Origin of the sequence: Pseudomonas sp. Mn2068 (genome assembly GCF_049319725.1) — a bacterium.
Classification (GTDB): domain Bacteria; phylum Pseudomonadota; class Gammaproteobacteria; order Pseudomonadales; family Pseudomonadaceae; genus Aquipseudomonas; species Aquipseudomonas gingeri.
In genome coordinates this window covers 40,490-55,174 of sequence record NZ_JBMOUG010000015.1, presented here as the reverse complement: position 1 = coordinate 55,174, position 14,685 = coordinate 40,490, and the positions used below count along the sequence as shown (strand labels likewise).

Sequence of the window (14,685 nt, the reverse complement as noted above, 5' to 3'; positions counted from 1 at the left end):
CCCAGACAAAAATACAGGTGGGACGGCAGTACTCTTCCTAAAAACCAAAGGAGCAAATCACGATGCGCGTGATGAAGTGGAGCATGATCGCCCTGGCTGTTTCCGCAGCAGGCACTCAATTGGCAATGGCTGAACCTTTTGTTACCGACCAGGCTGATGCCAAGGGTTTTGTTGAAGGTGCTTCGGCTGGCGTGGTTCTGAAGAACTACTACTTCAACCGTGACAAGAAAGCCGGTGCAGAAGACTCGATCGACTGGACCCAGGGCATTCTGGGCAAGTTCAGCTCGGGTTACACTCAGGGTCAGGTTGGTGTAAAGGTTGAAGGTTTTGGCGATGCTGGCTATCTGCTGAGCGGCGAAGACAAACAATCGGGCTCTCAGAACATGAGCCGTGATGCCAACAACAAGAACAATGACAGCTTCGGCAAAGCCGGTGCAGCAGTTGCTGTACGCGTCTCCAAGACCGAACTGAAATTCGGTGACCAGCAGCCTAGCACTGCTCCTGTCTTCGCCCTGGGCGGCAGCCGTCTGTTCCAACAGACCGCTCGTGGCTTCCAACTGCAGAGCAGCGAAGTCAAAGACCTGGATCTGGAAGCCGGCCACTTCTACGCTGGCAGCAGCCAGGACCAGACTGCAATGGATCAGCAACTGCGCGCTACCTACGCCGGCAAGATCGGTGCAGGCAAAGCCAACGCTGGTGCGAACCTCGACGTCAAGAGCGCCGACTACCTGGGTGGCAAATACGCCATCAACGAGAACCTGACCGCGTCCCTGTACGGCGCCAAACTCAAGGATCTCTGGAACCAGTACTACGCCAACGTTAACTACACCCTGCCATTGGCTGCACAGCAATCGTTGAACTTCGACTTCAACATCTATCGCACAACCGACACCGGCTCTGCGCTGGCAGGTGACATCGACAACACCGCTTTCTCGTTCGCGACCGCCTACTCCTTCCTGAATGCACACACGATTACCGTGGCATTCCAGAAAGTACGTGGCGACACCCCGTTCGACTACGTCGGTGTGGGTGACCGCAACAACCGTGGTGGCGACTCGATTTTCCTCGCCAACTCCATCCAGTACTCCGACTTCAACGGTCCGGGTGAGAAGTCCTGGCAAGTACGTTACGACCTGAAAATGGCCGAGTACGGCATCCCAGGCCTGAGCTTCATGGCTCGTAACATCCACGGTACCGGCATCGACGGCACCCACGCCGACGTTGATGGTTCCTATGTCGGTGCATACGGCAAAGATGGCCGCCACTTCGAAACCAACGTGGAAGCCAAGTACGTCGTTCAGGCTGGTCCTCTCAAGGATCTGTCCTTCCGTGCACGTCAAGCCTGGCACCGTGCCAATGCTGACGAAGGCGAAGGCAACATCAACGAGTTCCGCCTGATCACCGAATACCCGATCAACATCTTGTAATCGTGTGATACTCGCAACACTCGCTTGAACAAAGGCCCATCCTGGTGATGGGCCTTTTTTATTGCCCTGGTTTTATTAACGCGCAAACTTTGATAGCAAACTAATAAGTAGCCAGCATCCAATTTACCAACAACTATCCCACTGATCGACGGCCACAAAAAAGGGGCCATCAATCGGCCCCTTGGTTTGCCACTGAATACCTGACCACTGCGCCAGGTAACAATGCACCTGTCTTACTTTGCCGCGGTTTCCTGCATCACCCGGATAACGCGCTGCGGAAACGGAATATCGATCCCCGCGTCCTTGAGACGATCCCGCGCATGTTCGTTGAACATGAACATCAGGTCCCAGTAATCGGCAGTCTTCACCCATACTCGCAGGGAAACGGTGATAGAGCTGTCGCCCAGCGCCGAAATCACCGCCGCGGGGGCCGGGTCAGCCAGCACGCGCTCATCCTTGGCCAGATCCAGCAATACCTGGCGAGCCTTCTGCAGGTCAGCCTCGTAATCGACACCGACATCGAACACCACCTTGCGGGTGGCCTGGCGGTTGGCGTTGGTGATGATGCCGTTCGACAGGTTGCCGTTGGGCACGATCACCGTCTGGTTGTCACCCGTGCGCAGGATGGTGTGGAAAATCTGGATGCTGTCGACTGTCCCGGTAATGCCTTGCGCGGTGATCGTGTCACCGATGCGGAACGGCCGGAACATCAGGATCAGCACGCCACCGGCAAAGTTCGCCAGGCTGCCCTGCAATGCCAGGCCAATGGCCAGTCCCGCGGCACCGATAGCCGCGACAAATGACGTGGTTGCCACGCCGATCATCGAGGCCACACTGATGCTGAGCAGGATCTTCAGGGCAATATTCGCCAGGCTGCTGATAAAGCCTTGCAGCGCCAGGTCGGCGTTGCGCAATGCCAGCAACTTGCCGATCTTGCCCGTCAGCTTGTTGATCAGCCACCAGCCCACGGCCAGGGTAACCACCGCCAGCAGCACACGGCTGCCATATTCCATGATCATCGGAATCCAGGCCTCGGAGGCCTTGATGAGATGATCCACTTCCGCATTCAGATCCATTGTTCTCTCCTGTTACCGTACGATCGCCCGGCGAAACGATTGCGCCTTGAACACCCAACCGTTTCGCCGTGCCTGGGCCCTCCGACGCCGATAACTTCCAGAGGTTCCCTGACAGGCTGGATCAGTCGCGGAAGTTGTTGAATTGCAGCGGCAGGTCGAATTCCTTGGCACGCAGGTTGGCAATGGCTTCCTGCAGGTCGTCACGCTTCTTGCCGGTCACCCGTACCTGTTCGCCCTGGATCGCCGCCTGTACTTTCAGCTTGGCGTCCTTGATATGGGCGACGATCTTCTTCGCCATTTCCTTATCGATGCCTTCCTTCAAGGTCGCTTCCTGCTTCATCAGCTTGCCGGATGCATAGGCGTCCTTGACCTCAAGGCACTTCACGTCGATCTTGCGCTTGGCCAGGGCCAGCTTCAGGATCTCGATCATCGCCTCCAGCTGGAACTCGGCCTCGGCGGTCAGGTTGACGGCCAGGTCCTTTTCCTTGAATTCGAAGCTGCCCTTGCCCTTCAGGTCATAGCGACGATCCAGCTCCTTGACGGCGTTCTCGACGGCGTTGGTGACTTCGTGTTTGTCCAGTTCGGATACCACGTCGAACGACGGCATGTCATTTCTCCAAAATAAGGTCGGCGCAGCTCGATACCGATGGAGCGCGCCTGGTTTGACGGTTAAAATCCGCGAGCATTATAACGGTTCTTCCCACTCATTCACTTGCGAGCCACCCATGCCTAACCCGGATCTGAGCATTTTGCTGGTGAGTGACGGTCAGCTGGTAAGCAGTGCCTTTGGTAGCAGCCTCCAGCGCGCGGGTTACCAGGATATACGCCAGGCCAACGACGCCGTGCTGGCACTGGAACAACTCGACCAGCGAGCCGCCAGCGTGGTGGTCTGTGCCGGGGCCGCCGGCCTCAAGCTGGCGGCAAAGGTCAGACAGCGCGACGAGATGAACGATCACTATACCTATGTGCTCCTCATCAGCGCCGAACCTGCGCTCACGTTGCTCGACGATGCGTCGGACAATGATATCGACGACCTGATCGCCCCCGGCGATATCGAGCGCCTGCTGCTGACCCGGGTACTGGCCGCCGATCGCCAATGCAGCACCCTGCAGCGGCTGCGCCAGGAAAACCGCCTGCTGCGCCAGAACATCGCCAGCCTCGAACAACGCAATCTCGTCGACTCCCTGACCGGCCTGGGCAATGCCCGCTACCTGCGCCAGAAGCTGACCGACAGCCTGCGCCAGGTGCAGGCCCGTGGCGGCGCCATCTGCTACCTGCTGATCGGGGTGGAACAGGCGAACGAGCTGCAGCGCCAGCATGGCAACGACTTCTACGACGAGTTGCTGCAAGGCATTGCCCGGCGCCTGCAACAACTGGTGCGCCCGCTGGATGTGCTGGCACGCCTGGACGACCAGCATTTCGTCCTGATGACCATGCCGCCGGACCTCCAGGATTGCGCCCCCAGCAGCTTCAAGCGCCTGTATGACGGGTTGAACCTCAAGCCTTTCATGACCAACGCCGGGCCTATCGAACTGAAGGCCGGCATCAGCCTGGTGGGCCTGGACAGCAAATGCTTCCCGCTGGACCAGCAAACCCTGTTCGATGAGGCCGACCGTCTGCTGGCCGAATCCTATGCCGATGGCGTGGTCAGCGCCAAACGCCTGCCGGCCCGCAGCTGATGGCCACCACCTGGCACGTCCTTGGCGCCGGCAGCCTGGGCAGCCTGTGGGCCACCCGCCTGGCGCGCGCGGGGCTGTCTGTGACGCTGATCCTGCGCGACCCGGAGCGCCTGGCCGCCTACACAGCCAGCGGTGGCCTGACCCTGGTCGAACAGGGCCGGGAGCATCGCCTCGCCATTCCCGCCCAGACCTTTGACACTGCCGAGCCCATCAGCCGCCTGCTGGTCGCCTGCAAGGCCTATGACGCAGAGGCCGCCGTGGCCCGGCTGGCCCCACGCCTGGTCGAAAATGCCGAACTGGTCCTGCTGCAGAACGGCCTGGGCAGCCAGGATGCCGTCGCGGCGCTGGCGCCCAAGGCGCGCTGCATCTTTGCCTCCAGCACCGAAGGCGCCTTTCGCGACGGCGAGTGGCGGGTCGTGTTTGCCGGACACGGCTTTACCTGGCTGGGTGATATCGCCCATCCCCAGCCACCCTACTGGCTCGACGATCTGACCCTGGCCGGCATTCCCCATGAATGGAACACACAGATCCTCACCCGGCTCTGGCGCAAGCTGGCGCTGAACTGCGCCATCAACCCGCTGACGGTGCTGCATGGCTGCCGTAACGGCGGCCTGCAGGATCACCACTGCGAAGTGGCGACCCTCTGCGGCGAGCTGACGGAACTGCTGGAATGCTGCGGCCAACCCGCGGCCGCACAGGACCTGCACAGCGAAGTGGAACGGGTCATCCAGGCCACGGCAGCGAACTACTCCTCCATGTACCAGGACGTCGCCCAGGGCAGGCGTACCGAGATCAGCTACCTGCTGGGCTACGCCTGCGCGGCGGCGGCACGCCATCACCTGAACCTGCCCCACCTGAACCAGTTGCGGGACCGCCTGGTCGCGCACCTTGCCGCCCGCGGATTGCCCACCACCTGAGCAATCCGTGAACGGATGCGGCGGTTTTACCGGCTGATTTCCATCAACATCCGGGTCAGCAGATAGAAACGCGGCACCACGCTCTCGACCTCGGCATATTCATCCTCGGTGTGAATACCACCGCCGACGATGCCGAAACCATCCAGTGTCGCCGTCCCCACCGCAGCCGACAGGCTGGCATCAGCCGCACCACCACTGCCTTCCAGGGTCAGCTTGCGGCCGATTTCGCCGTAGATCGCCTGCGCCTTGGCCGCCAGGGCATCCTGGGCCGGCGTTGGCGGCATCGGCGGCAAGCCACGGAGCAGGCTGGTCTTGACCTCGGTGTCGGCAATCAACTTGCTGGTCGAGACCTTGGCCAGGTCGCGCTCGACCCGGTCGAACTCCTCCGGCACCAGCACCCGGACATCGGCCTTGGCAACGGCTGAATCCGGGATCACATTGACCCGGTCACCGGCCTTGAGCACCGTGAAGTTGACCGTGGTCTGCTTCTCCGGATCCCCCAGCTTGCCCAACTGGAGAATCTGGTGCGCGGCTTCCATCGCGGCATTGCGGCCGCTGTCCGGGGCCACGCCGGCATGGGCCGACTTGCCCTTGACCTCCACCACCGCCGTGCCGCTGCCCTTGCGCCAGATCACCAGGCCGTCGGCCGGGCGACCGGGCTCCAGGTTCAACGTCACATCGTGCTCCCTGGCTACCCGCTGAATCAGTTCGGTGGTGCCCTTGGAGCCGGTTTCCTCGTTGGTATCGAGCAGGAAGGTGATTTTCGCGTAGTTCTTGAAGTCCAGGTCCTGGAGGATTTTCAACGCATACAGACCGGCGACGATACCGCCCTTGTCATCCATGACGCCCGGCCCGTAGGCGCGCCCGTCCTTGATATAGAAAGGCTTGGCTGTCGCCGTGCCTTCCTTGAACACCGTGTCCATGTGCGCCATCAACAGGATCCGCGCCTTGCCGTTGCCCTTGAGGGTCGCCACGATGCTCTCGCCCGGCTCCGGCGTGGCGGGAAAGGTCTCGATACTTGCCCCGAGCTTTTTCAGTTCGTCGGTGACGATGGCCCGGACCTGCTTCAGGCCCGGCTCGTAGCCTGACCCCGAGTCGATATTGACCAGCCGCTCCAGCAGCTTCAAACCGTCTTCCTTGTAGTGCTCGGCCTTGTCATGGACCGGCTTGTTGACCTCGGCCAGTGCCTGAGGCGCGCCTGTCGCCAGCGCCACCCCCATGGCAAGCCCCGCCAGTGCCGCACGCTTGAAATGAAACCCCATGGTCATTTTTCTCCCTGAACCCGGTTCTTGATGTTTTCTTATCGAACTGTGATCGCATCGCCCAGGCAACTTACAACGTGGGAAAGCAACCGTCGACCCGTTCAGTTCGCACCTTTGGCAAAAGGCCGTGGTAAAAACCGACGGTTTGATACACTCATTCACGGTCGGCGCGATCGATGCCCGCCCTCTTCATCCCTTGCCAAACAGGATCCGCAATGCCTTTGCGCCAGCGCCTAGAAAACCTGCCGGTCGGCCAGAAACTCCTGGCGGCCCTGCTGGTGCTGCTGACCACCGTACTGCTGGTGGCCAACCTGACTTTTATCAGCGCGGCCTACTGGATTTCCCAGGAAAGCATGGCCCCCCAGGCCTTGCAGACCATCGGCCGGCTCGTGTCCAACCCGGCCCTGGCCAGCCAGGCCCTGGACTCCGCCGCCAATGCCGAGACCCTGCTCAAGGAACTCAACACCTATTCCCCCCTGCGGGCCGCGGCCATCTACGACAGCAAGGGCGATCGGCTGGCCCAGTTGCAACACGGTGACCGCCTGAAGCTGCCGGAACGCTATCGACATATCGAAGCCTGGCGCCTGACCGAGTTTCGCAGCAACCAGGTGATCGACATGCCCCGTCCGGGCCAGGCGCCCGGCCACCTGCTGCTGGTGGCCAGCAGCGAGTTGCCTGTGGCCTTCTATACCGGAACCCTGACCGCCAGCCTGGGCATCCTGATCTTCAGCGTCCTGCTGTGGCTGATCATCGCCCGGCAGATCAAGCGACTGATCACCCGGCCGATCCACCAACTGGAAGAGTTGTCGCGCCAGGTGACCCGTGAGGAGAATTATTCGCTGCGGGCATCACGGGGCAATCACGATGAAATCGGCAGCCTGGCCGAGGCCTTCAACACCATGCTCTCGCGCATCGAAGCCCGCGAGCAGCAGCTCAAGCGCGCCCGTGACGATTCCCAGGCCGCCTATGACCAAGCCCAGGGCCTTGCCGAGGAAACCCGGCATACCAACCGCAAGCTGGAACTCGAGGTCCAGGTCCGCAGCAAGATCGAGAAAAAACTCACCGGTTTCCAGAACTACCTCAACAGCATCATTGACTCCATGCCCTCGGCGCTGATCGCCCTGGACGAGCAGCTCTACGTCACCCAGTGGAACCAGGAGGCCAGCGCACTCTCCGGAACCCGCCTGGACGAGGCGCTGAACCAGCCGATCTTCCTCGCCTTCGAGCCGTTGAAACCCTTTCTGCCGCAGCTCAAGGACACCGTCGAACAACACAGCGTGGCGAAGATTGAGCGCGTCACCTGGATCAAGGACGACGAGGCCCGCCACTATGCCCTGACCTTCTACCCGCTGATGGGCGGTGCCGGCCGCGGCGTGGTGATCCGCATCGACGACATCACCCAGCGCCTGTCCCTGGAAGAAATGATGGTGCAGTCGGAAAAGATGCTTTCGGTCGGCGGACTCGCCGCTGGCATGGCCCACGAGATCAACAATCCGCTGGGGGCGATCCTCCACAACGTGCAGAACATCCGCCGGCGCCTGTCCTCGGATCTGCCGAAGAACCTCGAGTACGCCGAACAGGCCGGAATCGACCTGGACACCGTCAACCAGTACCTGACAAGCCGCGAAGTCCCGCAACTGCTCGACGGCATCCAGCAGGCCGGGGCACGGGCGGCAAAGATCGTCACCCACATGCTCAGCTTCAGCCGCCGCAGCAACCGGGAAATGGCCCCGTGCGACCTGCCGGCGCTGATCGACCAGGCCGTGGAAATCGCCGGCAACGACTTCGACCTGGCCATCGGTTTCGACTTCAAGGGACAAGCCATCATCCGCCAGTTCGACCCGCAGCTGGGGCCGGTCCCCGGCACCGCCAACGAACTGGAACAAGTGCTGTTGAACCTGCTGAAAAACGCCGCCCAGGCCATCCACCAGCGCGATGACGACCGCGAGCCCGGGCGTATCACCTTGCGCACCCGGCTGAACCCGCCCTGGGCGGAAATCCAGGTCGAGGACAACGGCATCGGCATGTCGGAGAACATCCGCAAGCGCACTTTCGAACCCTTCTTCACCACCAAGGAGATCGGCCAGGGCACAGGGCTGGGGCTGTCGGTTTCCTATTTCATCATCACCAACAACCACAAGGGCCAGATGGAAGTGCAATCGACCCTTGGCCAGGGCACCTGCTTCACCCTGCGCCTGCCGCTGGCCGGTAGCCAGGCCACCCTTCCCGTACTGAACCAAACGGAGCTGTAACCATGGGTTTTCGCCTGTCGAAGATTTACACAAGGACCGGTGACACCGGCGAAACCGGGCTGGGCGATGGTCGTCGCGTGCCCAAGGACCATCCGCGGATCGAAGCCATCGGTGAAGTCGACAGCCTCAATAGCCAGCTCGGCCTGCTATTGGCGGGCCTGGCGGAACTGGTGGTCATCCACCCGGAACTGGAGGAACTGATCGAAGTGCTCGCACCTTGCCAGCATCGGCTGTTCGACCTCGGCGGCGAGCTGGCCATGCCGGAGTACCAGGCGCTGAACAAAAGCGAAATCGACCGACTGGAAGCGGCCATCGATCGTTGGAACGAGGAACTCGGGCCACTGGAGAACTTTATCCTGCCAGGCGGCTCGATGCTGATTGCCCAGGCCCATGTCTGCCGTAGTCAGGCACGCAGCGCGGAGCGCCGTTGCCAGCAGCTCAACGCCTTGGAACCCTTGAGCGGGGTTGGTCTGGCCTATATCAATCGACTGTCGGATCTGCTGTTCGTGGCGGCACGCCTGATTGCGCGGCGCGAGAAGATTGCGGAGATATTGTGGGAGGCGGCGAAGAAGCCGGTCTCCCACTAACCCGCTGCAGGAGCCGGCTTGCCGGCGATGAGGCCCTGAGGTCGTGTATCGATTGACGGGGCGCCATCGCTGGCAAGCCAGCGCCTACAAGGGAAGCCGCGGCCCTGATTACTGCGGCCAGAACGCCCGGATGCCGGCCACGCCCTGTGCACCGGCTTCCCAGGCACGCGGCTGTTCCTGCGGGCCAACGCCCCCCAACAGATACACCGGTCGGTTGAAGCCGCCGATCAACTGCTGCGCCTGTTCCCAGCCCAGGGGCTGTGCATCGGGATGGGTCAGGGTCGGCTGGACCGGCGACAGGGTGACGAAATCCACGCCCATCTGCTCGGCCAGGGCCAGCTCTTCAGCGTTATGGCACGAAGCCGCCAACCAGCGATCCGCGGGCAATGGGCGACCGGCACTGGCGTACTTGCGCAACTGCGCCGCCGTGATATGCCAGCCGGCCGAAGGGAAATCACCTAGCCACTCGAACGGCCCCTTGAGCATCAGTTGCGCCTTGCCGGCACACAAACCCACCGCATCCACCGCCAGGTCGCGGTACTTCGGGTCATAACCGTTCGGCGCACGCAGCTGGACCAGCCTGATCCCGCCGGCAATCGCCTTCTGGATACCCCGCAACAGCTCCGGCGTCTCCAGGCCTTCCGGCGTGATCAGGTACTCGCCCGGCAGACGGGCCGCCGCGATGATCGGCTGGTTGGCCGCCGGGAACTCGTAGTCCGCCAGCTCCCGCTGCGTGACCCAGGCCAGCGGCTGGCCTTCGGCACCATGGGGTTCGCCGGTAAAGGCCGAAACCTCCCAGACGTCCAGCAGCACCTGCTTGTCCGGATAGTCGTGGCGCACCTTGATCAAGGGCCGGGCCGTGGTCACCACGATACCCAGTTCCTCCCGCAGCTCACGGGCCAGGGCGACCGCTACCGCTTCGCCCTCCTCGACCTTGCCGCCGGGGAACTCCCACAGACCGCCCTGGTGCTGGGAATCGGCACGCCGGGCGATCAGGATCCGCCCGTCGTTGCCTCGAATAACGGCCGCGGCCACATGTACGCGTTTCACGCTGAAAGCTCCTATAAATCCGCACCTGACAGAACTGGCCCGCGAAGTTCTTGCAGAGTTCACGGGCCTCTTCGCGGGCAAGCCCGGCCCCTACAGGGGGAAGTCGTACTTACGTGCGGTATTCCGCATTGATCTTCACGTATTCGTGGGACAGGTCAGTGGTCCAGATGGTTTCGCTGCAGGCACCACGTCCCAGTTCGATACGAATGGTGATTTCCTCGCGAGCCATCACCGCCGAGCCCTGCTCTTCGGTATAGGTCGAGGCACGGGCACCACGACTGGCGATGCAGACCTCGCCGAGGAACACATCGATCTTGCTCACATCGAGGTCCGCGACACCGGCACGACCGACCGCGGCCAGGATACGGCCCCAGTTCGGATCGGAGGCGAACAGCGCAGTCTTGATCAGTGGCGAATGGGCCACGGTGTAGCCTACGTCCAGGCATTCCTGGTGAGTGCCGCCGCCGTTGACTTCGACAGTGACGAACTTGGTCGCGCCTTCGCCGTCACGGACAATCGCCTGGGCCACTTCCATGCAGACTTCGAACACCGCCTGCTTCAGGGCCGCGAACAGCGGACCGCTGGCTTCGGTGATTTCCGGCAGCCTGGCCTGGCCGGTGGCGATCAGCATGCAGCAATCGTTGGTCGAGGTATCGCCATCGATGGTGATGCGGTTGAACGACTTGTTGGCGCCGTCGAGCATGAGGTTCTGCAGGACTTCGCGGGAGACTTTGGCGTCCGTGGCGATGTAACCGAGCATGGTCGCCATGTTCGGCCGGATCATGCCGGCGCCCTTGCTGATGCCGGTCACGGTGACGGTGACGCCGTCGTGCTGGAACTGGCGGCTGGCGCCCTTGGGCAAGGTGTCGGTGGTCATGATGCCGGTAGCGGCAGCGGCCCAGTTGTCCACGGACAGGTCGTCCAGGGCGGCCTGCAGGGCACCTTCGATCTTCTCGACCGGCAATGGCTCGCCGATCACGCCGGTGGAATAGGGCAACACGGCATTGGCATCGACGCCCGCCAGTTCGGCCAGTCTGGCACAGGTGCGTGCCGCGGCAACCAGACCGGGCTCACCGGTGCCGGCGTTGGCGTTACCGGTGTTGGTCAACAGGTAGCGCACCGGCCCCTGGACGCGCTGTTTGGCCAGGATCACCGGCGCGGCGCAGAACGCGTTCAGAGTGAACACGCCGGCCACGGTGGAGCCTTCGGCACAGCGCATGACCACGACATCCTTGCGCCCCGGGCGCTTGATACCCGCCGAGGCGATACCGAGTTCAAAACCGGCAACCGGGTGCAACGTTGGCAAAGGACCAAGACCAACAGCCATGAATGCGCTCCTATCAATGTTCAATGTGATGTCTGCACTGCCGGCAAAAGGGACAGTGTTTCAAATGGAAAAACGCCGCGACGGCTGAAGCCGGTCGCGGCGCGGTAGTTCAGGAGTCAACAGGAACCTTAGCTGATCTGCCCGTGGCAATGCTTGTACTTCTTGCCCGAACCGCAGTAGCACAGTTCGTTGCGGCCCAGCTTCTGCTCGTTGCGGACCGGAGCGGCGGCCAGGGCGACATCAACCTCCTCGCCCAGCACTTCCGGCTCTTCCAGGCCAGGCGCTTCGGCGTGCTGGAACTGCATGCGCTGGGCCAGGGCTTCGGCTTCCTGGCGCAGGCGCGCTTCTTCCTCGATCGGATCTTCGCGGCGTACCTGCACGTGGGACAGCACACGGATCGAGTCGCGCTTGATCGAATCGAGCAGTTCGGAGAACAGCGTGAACGACTCGCGCTTGTACTCCTGCTTCGGGTTCTTCTGGGCATAGCCGCGCAGGTGGATACCGTGGCGCAGGTGGTCCATGGTCGACAGGTGGTCTTTCCACAGGTCGTCCAGCACCCGCAGCACGATCTGCTTCTCGAAGGTCCGCAACGCTTCGGCGCTGGCCTGCTCTTCCTTCTCGTTGTACGCCGCCAGCAGCTCGTTCAGGAGCTTCTCACGCAGGGTTTCCTCGTACAGGTGATCGTCTTCGTCGAGCCATTGCTGGATCGGCAGCTTCACGCCGAAATCGTTTTCCAGGGCTGCTTCCAGCCCGGCGACGTCCCACTGCTCCGGCAGCGACTGCGGCGGAATGTGTGCGCTGACAGTGGCGTTGAGCACATCCTGGCGGAAATCGGAGATGGTTTCGCCGATATTGTCGGCCGCCAGCAATGTGTTGCGCATGTGATAGATCACTTTACGCTGTTCGTTGTTGACGTCGTCGAACTCGAGCAATTGCTTGCGGATGTCGAAGTTGCGGCCTTCGACCTTGCGCTGGGCCTTTTCGATGGCGTTGGTCACCATGCGGTGCTCGATCGCCTCGCCAGGCTGCATGCCCAGGGCCTTCATGAAGTTCTTCACCCGGTCGGAGGCGAAGATACGCATCAGGCTGTCTTCCAGGGACAGGTAGAAACGACTGGAACCGGCGTCACCCTGGCGACCGGCACGACCACGCAACTGGTTGTCGATACGGCGCGATTCGTGACGCTCGGACGCGATCACCTGCAGGCCGCCCGATTCGAGCACCTGCTGGTGACGCTTCTGCCAGTCGGCCTTGATCTGGGCGATCTGCTCCGGCGTCGGGTTTTCCAGGGAAGCCACTTCGACTTCCCAGTTGCCGCCCAGCAGGATGTCGGTACCGCGACCGGCCATGTTGGTGGCAATGGTCAGCGCTCCCGGACGACCGGCCTGGGCAATGATTTCCGCTTCCTTCTCGTGGAACTTGGCGTTCAGGACCTTGTGCTCGATACCTTTCTGGTTGAGCAGGTTGGACATGTGCTCGGAGGTTTCGATGGTCGCGGTACCCACCAGCACCGGACGCCCCTGCTTCAGGGACTCCTCGATGTCGGCAATGATCGCCGTGTACTTCTCTTCGGCGGTCAGGAACACCAGGTCGTTGTAGTCCTTGCGCGCCAGCGGCTTGTTCGGCGGGATGACCATCACCGACAGACCGTAGATCTGGTGGAACTCGAACGCTTCGGTGTCGGCCGTACCGGTCATGCCGGACAGCTTGGTGTAGAGACGGAAGTAGTTCTGGAACGTGGTCGACGCCAGGGTCTGGCTTTCGGCCTGGATATTGAGGTTTTCCTTGGCTTCGATGGCCTGGTGCAGGCCTTCGGACAGGCGACGGCCCGGCATGGTACGACCGGTGTGCTCGTCGACCAGGACCACCTGGCCATCCTGCACGATGTATTCGACGTTGCGGTGGAACAGCTTGTGCGCGCGCAGGCCGGCATAGACGTGGGTCAGCAGGCCCAGGTTATGCGCCGAGTACAGGCTCTCGCCTTCGGCCAGGAGGCCGACCTGGGTCAGCATCTCTTCGATGAACTGGTGGCCGGCTTCGTTCAACTCGACCTGGCGGGTCTTCTCGTCGATGGTGAAGTGACCTTCCTTGGTCACCACGCCTTCGACTTCCTCGATGTGCTGGGTCAGGCGCGGGATCAGCTTGTTGATCTCGGTGTACAGGCGCGAGCTGTCTTCGGCCTGGCCGGAGATGATCAGCGGGGTACGGGCTTCGTCGATCAGGATGGAGTCGACTTCGTCGATCACGGCGAAGTTCAGCTCGCGCTGGAACTTCTCTTCCATGCTGAACGCCATGTTGTCGCGCAGGTAGTCGAAACCGAATTCGTTGTTGGTGCCGTAGGTGATATCGGCGGCATAGGCCGCGCGCTTCTCTTCCGGTGGCTGGAACGGCGTGACCACGCCAACCGTCAGGCCGAGGAACTCATAGAGAGGACGCATCCAGTTGGCGTCGCGGCGGGCCAGGTAGTCGTTCACCGTCACCACGTGCACGCCCTTGCCGGACAGCGCGTTGAGGTAGACGCCCAGGGTTGCTACCAGGGTCTTGCCCTCACCGGTACGCATCTCCGCGATCATGCCTTCGTGCAAGGTCATGCCACCGATCAACTGGACGTCGAAGTGGCGCATGCCCATGACACGCTTGCCGGCTTCACGGGCGACCGCGAAAGCTTCCGGCAGGATCTTGTCGAGGGTTTCACCTTTGGCTAAGCGGGCCTTGAACTCTTCGGTCTTGGCGCGCAATTGCTCATCCGAAAGGGCCACCATTTGCTCTTCGAAGGCATTGACGATCTGTACCGTCTTGAGCATGCGTTTGACTTCACGCTCGTTCTTGCTTCCAAAAAGTTTCTTTAACAAAGGCGCAAACATATCGGCAGGTTCTTCCACACATAGGGATGGAGGGCGGCCCCGTGAGTCGCCCGAGCAGCCCTCATGGCCGCATGCGAACGAGCATTCTACCCGGAAACGGTGGTGAGGAAAGTGGCGTTATTCCACGATGCTGGCACTGCGCTTTGACGGGGCCACTCTAAAATAAGGTCTTTTTCCCGAACTTCAAGCCACCAAGCCCGGAAACTGGTTGCAGACTTTAGGGGCAAAGCCGCTCTGCATCAAT

11 protein-coding genes are annotated in these 14,685 nt (G+C 61.7%); 5 read left to right on the top strand and 6 right to left on the bottom strand.

The features are described 5' to 3' along the window. The first annotated feature begins 62 nt into the window (after positions 1-62). Positions 63-1,427 carry an OprD family porin gene (locus ACL9RJ_RS26570; protein WP_017124295.1) on the top strand — a complete coding sequence of 455 codons (1,365 nt, stop codon included), beginning with the start codon at positions 63-65 and terminating at the stop codon, positions 1,425-1,427. Between the two features lie 233 nt (positions 1,428-1,660). On the opposite strand, the gene ACL9RJ_RS26565 is transcribed toward ACL9RJ_RS26570, so the two are convergent. After that, positions 1,661-2,503: a mechanosensitive ion channel family protein gene (locus tag ACL9RJ_RS26565; RefSeq protein WP_017124296.1), complete on the bottom strand. Its 843-nt coding sequence runs from the start codon at positions 2,501-2,503 to the stop codon at positions 1,661-1,663. A gap of 121 nt (positions 2,504-2,624) precedes the next feature. Beyond that, a complete protein-coding gene (locus ACL9RJ_RS26560; RefSeq protein WP_017124297.1) occupies positions 2,625-3,110 on the bottom strand; it encodes a YajQ family cyclic di-GMP-binding protein in 486 nt (161 codons plus the stop codon). Positions 3,111-3,228: 118 nt separating this feature from the next. On the opposite strand from ACL9RJ_RS26560, the gene ACL9RJ_RS26555 reads away from it, so the two are divergent. Together ACL9RJ_RS26555 and ACL9RJ_RS26550 are read left to right on the top strand one after the other, a co-directional pair. Beyond that, complete coding sequence (locus tag ACL9RJ_RS26555; protein ID WP_017124298.1) at positions 3,229-4,182, top strand: GGDEF domain-containing protein; 954 nt, start codon at positions 3,229-3,231, stop codon at positions 4,180-4,182. After that, entirely contained in the window at positions 4,182-5,099 is a 918-nt protein-coding gene (locus tag ACL9RJ_RS26550) for a putative 2-dehydropantoate 2-reductase (RefSeq protein WP_422765832.1), read from the top strand. Before ACL9RJ_RS26555 ends, ACL9RJ_RS26550 begins: the two co-directional genes overlap by 1 nt. A 26-nt stretch (positions 5,100-5,125) precedes the next feature. Here the strand turns inward: ACL9RJ_RS26550 and ACL9RJ_RS26545 are convergent, their stop codons facing one another. Further along, complete coding sequence (locus tag ACL9RJ_RS26545; RefSeq protein WP_177064869.1) at positions 5,126-6,361, bottom strand: M20/M25/M40 family metallo-hydrolase; 1,236 nt, start codon at positions 6,359-6,361, stop codon at positions 5,126-5,128. 215 nt (positions 6,362-6,576) lie between these two features. Here ACL9RJ_RS26545 and ACL9RJ_RS26540 point away from each other — a divergent pair, with 215 nt between their 5' ends. Together ACL9RJ_RS26540 and ACL9RJ_RS26535 are read left to right on the top strand one after the other, a co-directional pair. Beyond that, a complete protein-coding gene (locus ACL9RJ_RS26540; protein ID WP_177088212.1) occupies positions 6,577-8,613 on the top strand; it encodes a sensor histidine kinase in 2,037 nt (678 codons plus the stop codon). Between the two features lie 2 nt (positions 8,614-8,615). Next, positions 8,616-9,200 (top strand): cob(I)yrinic acid a,c-diamide adenosyltransferase, encoded by a 585-nt coding sequence (locus ACL9RJ_RS26535; RefSeq protein WP_017124302.1) that lies wholly within the window; start codon positions 8,616-8,618, stop codon positions 9,198-9,200. 108 nt (positions 9,201-9,308) lie between these two features. Here the strand turns inward: ACL9RJ_RS26535 and ACL9RJ_RS26530 are convergent, their stop codons facing one another. The 3 genes from ACL9RJ_RS26530 to secA all read right to left on the bottom strand — a co-directional run bounded on the left by ACL9RJ_RS26530 (position 9,309) and on the right by secA (position 14,441). Next, positions 9,309-10,250 (bottom strand): Nudix family hydrolase, encoded by a 942-nt coding sequence (locus tag ACL9RJ_RS26530; RefSeq protein WP_177130786.1) that lies wholly within the window; start codon positions 10,248-10,250, stop codon positions 9,309-9,311. Positions 10,251-10,359: 109 nt separating this feature from the next. Further along, positions 10,360-11,577, bottom strand: a complete 1,218-nt coding sequence (gene argJ, locus ACL9RJ_RS26525) for a bifunctional glutamate N-acetyltransferase/amino-acid acetyltransferase ArgJ (protein ID WP_177108733.1) — start codon at positions 11,575-11,577, stop codon at positions 10,360-10,362. 128 nt (positions 11,578-11,705) lie between these two features. Beyond that, positions 11,706-14,441, bottom strand: a complete 2,736-nt coding sequence (secA, locus tag ACL9RJ_RS26520) for a preprotein translocase subunit SecA (RefSeq protein WP_042934581.1) — start codon at positions 14,439-14,441, stop codon at positions 11,706-11,708. Positions 14,442-14,685 lie beyond the last annotated feature (244 nt).

Excerpts from the sequence above, each read along its gene's own strand:
- ACL9RJ_RS26570 (WP_017124295.1), top strand. The coding sequence starts at position 63 with ATGCGCGTGATGAAGTGGAGCATGATCGCCCTGGCTGTTTCCGCAGCA.
- ACL9RJ_RS26565 (WP_017124296.1), bottom strand. The coding sequence starts at position 2,503 with ATGGATCTGAATGCGGAAGTGGATCATCTCATCAAGGCCTCCGAGGCC.
- ACL9RJ_RS26560 (WP_017124297.1), bottom strand. The coding sequence starts at position 3,110 with ATGCCGTCGTTCGACGTGGTATCCGAACTGGACAAACACGAAGTCACC.
- ACL9RJ_RS26555 (WP_017124298.1), top strand. The coding sequence starts at position 3,229 with ATGCCTAACCCGGATCTGAGCATTTTGCTGGTGAGTGACGGTCAGCTG.
- ACL9RJ_RS26550 (WP_422765832.1), top strand. The coding sequence starts at position 4,182 with ATGGCCACCACCTGGCACGTCCTTGGCGCCGGCAGCCTGGGCAGCCTG.
- ACL9RJ_RS26545 (WP_177064869.1), bottom strand. The coding sequence starts at position 6,361 with ATGGGGTTTCATTTCAAGCGTGCGGCACTGGCGGGGCTTGCCATGGGG.
- ACL9RJ_RS26540 (WP_177088212.1), top strand. The coding sequence starts at position 6,577 with ATGCCTTTGCGCCAGCGCCTAGAAAACCTGCCGGTCGGCCAGAAACTC.
- ACL9RJ_RS26535 (WP_017124302.1), top strand. The coding sequence starts at position 8,616 with ATGGGTTTTCGCCTGTCGAAGATTTACACAAGGACCGGTGACACCGGC.
- argJ (WP_177108733.1), bottom strand. The coding sequence starts at position 11,577 with ATGGCTGTTGGTCTTGGTCCTTTGCCAACGTTGCACCCGGTTGCCGGT.
- secA (WP_042934581.1), bottom strand. The coding sequence starts at position 14,441 with ATGTTTGCGCCTTTGTTAAAGAAACTTTTTGGAAGCAAGAACGAGCGT.